A 4,794-nucleotide genomic window follows, 5' to 3' on the forward strand; every position below is an offset into this window, starting at 1 on the left:
TTGTTGGGTAGAAGAGAGAATATAGTCGTCGCGAATGTTTAAAGCAGCATTAAAATCGGCATGAGTTCGATGTCCGCAATTTTTACAGTGGAATCTGGACTTATGCCGAAAAGTTCTTTTAATATGCTTGCAAACATTGCATTTTTGACTGGTATAGCGCGGGCTGATATGCACCACCCGTTTTCCTAAAGCTTCTGCTTTGTAGGTCAAGAACTGTTCTTGTTGATAAAAAGGCCAACTACTTAACCATTTGTTGACCTTCTTACCACGGGAAGAAGTGCGAATACTAGACAAATCTTCCAGCACAAAAACAGCTATCCCTGACTGATTGGCAAGTTTTTTACTCACACAATGGTTCGCATCCTTCATGAACCGCTTCTCACGACCAGACATTGCTTTAAGGCGACGTTTGGCGCGGAGAGTGCCTTTTTGTTGGAGTTTACGCCGATTGTATAAGTATCTCCTTTGTGTTGCTCTGATTTTCGAGGAGCTGAAGAATTGACCGTCGCTGGTAACAGCTTGATGGTACAAACCACGGTCAATACCTTGAATCTTGCCGTGACAGAGGCTCGGATTTTCCGTTTCAAACACCAGTCTCACCCAAAACTGTTTGGCATTTTTGGCGTAGGTAACGGTTGCTCCGCAAAACTTCCAAGTTTCAAAAACTTCCGCAAAATACTCTGGTACATCAAGGATTAAGCTAACTCGCTTACCGATGCAGCTAAGGGTTAATTGCTTTCCCCTCAATGTCATGGTGCGCTTGTCATATCTCAATCCTGATGTTGGTTTCTTTCTGGGAATGCGTTTAAACTTGGTGGCTTTAATTGCCTCTAGCGCATTATCTCTAACGGTTTGCAACAAAGCAGAAGGCACGCAAGGATGCTCGATTCTTAGTGAGTGATAAAGTTCCTTGTGTGCCTTGTTTTTGTTGTAGCTTTTGTTAGCGACAGCCCAGTCAATGTGCTTGTTAAATATTTCTGCACATTCGCCCATCAAAGGGAGAAACCTGTTTGCTGGCAAGTTTACTGGAATGCTAACAGTTCGTTTCATTAGTGGCTGATGCGCTTTGACACAATTATGTTACCGTGCTTTATATGTCTTTTCAACACACGCCAAACAATGAAAATACTGTCGTCCTCTCATGCTCAACACTGCTTAGGCTATCACATTATCTTTTGTCCGTACCGCCACCAAGTTCTTGAAGGGGCGGTGGCGGTGGAGCTGAAGCGAATATTGGGTGAGGTCTGCAAGACCTACGGCTGGATACTTCACGCAATTGAAGTGATGCCCGACCACGTTCACTTGTTTGTGCAAGCGGATCATACAACTGCACCTGTAGAAATTGCTAAAACAATGAAGTCGATTTCTGCGGTGCATATTTTCAATATTTTTAAGGAGCTAAAAAGACGCTGCTTTTGGGGTTCGGGTCTGTGGAGCGATGGCACGTTCTATTCATCCGTTGGCGGCATTTCTGAAGAGGCTGTATAGCGCTATATTGAAACTCAAAGACAACGCGGTGACTCGCTATCTTGAAAAGAGATAGCTTGCATAAAGGGGTATCGAACCCCTTTATGCAAGCCGCGCTTTCATCCCCACCCACAAGGGGATGGGGATGAAAGCGCGTTCAATAAAGTTTAAACTAAGCCAACTCTATCGTTAGAACTACATCGACTCTAACCTCTGACGCAATTTGCTACTGATAGTATCAATTAAAGTTACAACAACTAACAGCACGAGCATAATCGTCGCTGCTTTTGTCCGCTCAAAACTATCAATATAGGTTTTCAATTGAAACCCAATCCCACCCGCACCGACTGCACCTAAAACCGAAGCGGCGCGAATATTATATTCAAACATATACAAGGTGTAACCCAATCCCAAGGGCAACACTTGCGGTAAAATGCCGTATTGAGCAATTTGTATCCAAGAAGCTCCACCTACTCTTAACGATTCTATCGAACGCGCATCAACTGATTCAATTGCTTCTTGATAAAACTTCGCCAAATATCCAATTGTGTAAATTCCTAAAGCTAAAGTACCTGCGGGTGCGCCGAGTCCAATTGCTGCGACAAATATCAATCCTAAAACAATCGAAGGTACGGAACGCACGGCATTTTGCAGCAAGTTCGCTATCCATTGTAACCAACGAGGTGCTAAATTTCTGGCGCTTAAAATAGCAATGGGTAGGGATATAATTGCGCCGATTGTGGTTCCCCATATCGACATCTGGATGGTTTCAATTAAGGCTTTTACGGCAATATCTATAATTTCAAAATTCGGAGGCCAGAAATCTTTCAAAAAAGTAACGACGTATTTCCAGCTATCTTCAACGATCGCTTGGTTTATTTTCAGTCCTTGAAATGCCCAAACATAAACTAGAATTACGCTCGCAAAAATGCCCAGGCGACTTAACCAATTCAGCAAATTTTTGATGTTGTATTTATTGTCTGGTTGTAAGGATTTTCTCACTCTAAAGTTAACTCCAATCTAAAAATTGGTAATTGGTAATTGGTAATTGGTAATTGTGCTTCCGATTACCGATTAGCTAATCTGAAATCTAAAATTCGCTCGTGACAGGGGCCATCATAAACTATACGACCTGCATCGAGGACAATGGCGCGTTTGGCGTAGGTCGATGCAATCGCCAGGTCGTGCAACACGGTTACAATCGTCATGCCCTCTGCGTGTAATTTGGCAAAAGTATCCATCACCTGTCGCGTTGCTAAGACATCTAAACCCGTGATCGGCTCATCTGCGAGTAAAATTTGAGGGGATTGAATTAACGCGCGCGCGATCGCTACCCGCTGTTGCTGTCCCCCGCTGAGTTTCCCGGTTTTCTGGTAAGCTAAATCTTCCAATCCCAACGATGATAGCAATCTTAGGGCAATCTGGCGATCGCTCTCCCCAAATCCCCAAAAAGTCTCCCAACTCGACAATTCTCCCAAACGTCCGCACAGCACGTTATCCAAGGCAGACAATTGACGAATTAATCCCCCGCCTTGAAATATCATCGCCACATCGCGGCGAATTTTGGGCAAAGTATGAGGAGTCATCGTTAAAGTATTAATTCTGATTTCTCCCTTTTGCCAGGGAACTAACCCCAACATTGCCCTTAATAGAGTAGATTTTCCAGCACCGTTTAATCCTAACAGTGCTACAAATTCACCCTGTTCAATCGTACAACTAATCCCATTCAGGATAGGACGTTTAAGAGCTTTGTTGTATCCGGTTTCTAGATTTTCGCACTCAATAGTCATTGGTAATTTAGCGATTGCAGATTGCAGATTGCAGATTGCAGATTGCAGACTTTAAATTTCAAATCTAAAATCTGCAATCTTAAATCTGAAATTTCTCTATGGTTCTAATCTGGCGCGTTGCAATGCTTGACGCATTGGCGCGAGGTGACGAGCGTGGTCAACTCGGCGCAACTCTGTTGAATTATACAGGGCGCGGAACATGCCGTTATTGGCGGGCTGATTTAATTTCATCAGCGCGTTGATAATGCGATCGCGCATCGCTGCTGGAACATCGTCATCAATTACAATTCCATGGGCTGGTACGCCGGGAATCGAATACAAAACTCGCAACTGGGAAGCTTCCGCTGGCGTAATCCACGGGGGATTTAAAGCATATTCCGATACAGCGCCTACATCTGCCTGTCCCCGCAACACGGCTTGCAACGCACTGCTGTAGCCATCGCCGTAGGTAACTTGGCTAAAGAAACTATCCAACCGATCTGGCCCAGTAACAATCCCCCGACCGACTAAATCCCCCGTCGGGATAATAAATCCCGAGCCAGAGGTGCGAGAAGCAAACGCCATTCTTCTTCCGCGCAATTGGTTGAGGGTTTGTTGCGGGTTCGCTTGGGTACGCAGGGGGCTATCTTTTCGCACCACCAAAATCGAATCGTAAGTATTTCCACCGGAATAGTCGGAACGCACTTCTGCCAGTACCATCCGCGCTCCCGTCGCTTGTTCCGCTCGAATGGCGGGACGGCTGCTTAAGAACGCCACATCGACGCGGTTGGCTCTTAGGGCTTCAACAGCGGCGGTTTCATCCGATACTAGCGCTTCTACGGGCATTCCCAGTTCCCGCGAGAGGAACTGCGCCACCTGATTCGCCTTATTTTGCAAGTCCGTCGAGTCTCTGCGGGAAGGGAAGGCAATTCTCAGCTGGGTGATAGTATTTTGGGCGATTGGCTGTTGCACTCGATGCTCCCGAGTGTGGTGAGCGATCGCTTGCGGCACTTTCTGAACTGCATTAATAATGGCAATACTTGTCAGTGCTATTAGTGCTGAACTTGCACCTAGTAGTATTTTTTTTCTCACAACTCCAACTTATGTTTTTTCTTAATAGGGAACTTTCGCCACTTTCTATAGAGAGTTAGTGGCAACAACTGCTTAATATATTTTTAAGCATTTGCCAATTAAAGTCAACTACTTTTGCAAAAAAAAGTCAATAAGCTGGGGAGGGTCTAGGGGCTAGAGTGGGTAACTTGCGATACAGTTGAACATCCAAGATTGTTGTATCTGACCGTAAACTCGCTTTCCCCAGTCCTTAGCTCAAACAGCATAAGCCTCACACTGTACGTGCAGCGGAGCGTGTTGAGATGAATGCGAGCGTTCCTTTGGAGTGCAGGAGTACCGATGCCGAATCGAATCAGGCAAGGGAAATCTGCAACGACGAAACGAGCAAATCGCTTGTGGTATCATTCAATCATCTTGACACTCCCTGCCATAAGCAAAAACCAAGTTAAAAGGTACAGTTGTCAAGAAAAAGTATGGGTCTTGGGAA

5 protein-coding genes are annotated in these 4,794 nt (G+C 45.2%); 1 reads left to right on the forward strand and 4 read right to left on the reverse strand.

The annotated features are described in order from the left end of the window. Window positions 1–1,050 (reverse strand): RNA-guided endonuclease InsQ/TnpB family protein (locus ACE1CM_RS35605; RefSeq protein ID WP_374883636.1); only part of this gene is annotated, 1,050 nt, incomplete at its 3' end. A 69-nt stretch (window positions 1,051–1,119) separates the two neighbouring features. On the opposite strand from ACE1CM_RS35605, the gene tnpA reads away from it, so the two are divergent. Further along, window positions 1,120–1,488 carry an IS200/IS605 family transposase gene (tnpA, locus tag ACE1CM_RS35610; RefSeq protein WP_374883637.1) on the forward strand — a complete coding sequence of 123 codons (369 nt, stop codon included), beginning with the start codon at window positions 1,120–1,122 and terminating at the stop codon, window positions 1,486–1,488. 174 nt (window positions 1,489–1,662) lie between these two features. Here tnpA and phnE read toward each other — a convergent pair whose 3' ends face one another. The 3 genes from phnE to ACE1CM_RS35625 all read right to left on the reverse strand — a co-directional run bounded on the left by phnE (window position 1,663) and on the right by ACE1CM_RS35625 (window position 4,328). Beyond that, window positions 1,663–2,469 (reverse strand): phosphonate ABC transporter, permease protein PhnE, encoded by an 807-nt coding sequence (phnE, locus tag ACE1CM_RS35615; protein WP_374883638.1) that lies wholly within the window; start codon window positions 2,467–2,469, stop codon window positions 1,663–1,665. Window positions 2,470–2,534: 65 nt separating this feature from the next. Beyond that, window positions 2,535–3,257, reverse strand: a complete 723-nt coding sequence (locus ACE1CM_RS35620; RefSeq protein ID WP_374883639.1) for a phosphonate ABC transporter ATP-binding protein — start codon at window positions 3,255–3,257, stop codon at window positions 2,535–2,537. A 96-nt stretch (window positions 3,258–3,353) separates the two neighbouring features. Further along, window positions 3,354–4,328 carry a phosphate/phosphite/phosphonate ABC transporter substrate-binding protein gene (locus ACE1CM_RS35625; RefSeq protein WP_374883640.1) on the reverse strand — a complete coding sequence of 325 codons (975 nt, stop codon included), beginning with the start codon at window positions 4,326–4,328 and terminating at the stop codon, window positions 3,354–3,356. Window positions 4,329–4,794 lie beyond the last annotated feature (466 nt).

It is taken from the genome of Microseira sp. BLCC-F43 (genome assembly GCF_041929235.1).
GTDB lineage: Bacteria > Cyanobacteriota > Cyanobacteriia > Cyanobacteriales > Aerosakkonemataceae > Microseira.

What these genes read in the sequence shown, in the direction of transcription:
- tnpA (WP_374883637.1), top strand. Translation starts at nt 1,120, where the DNA reads ATGAAAATACTGTCGTCCTCTCATGCTCAACACTGCTTAGGCTATCAC.
- ACE1CM_RS35620 (WP_374883639.1), bottom strand. Translation starts at nt 3,257, where the DNA reads ATGACTATTGAGTGCGAAAATCTAGAAACCGGATACAACAAAGCTCTT.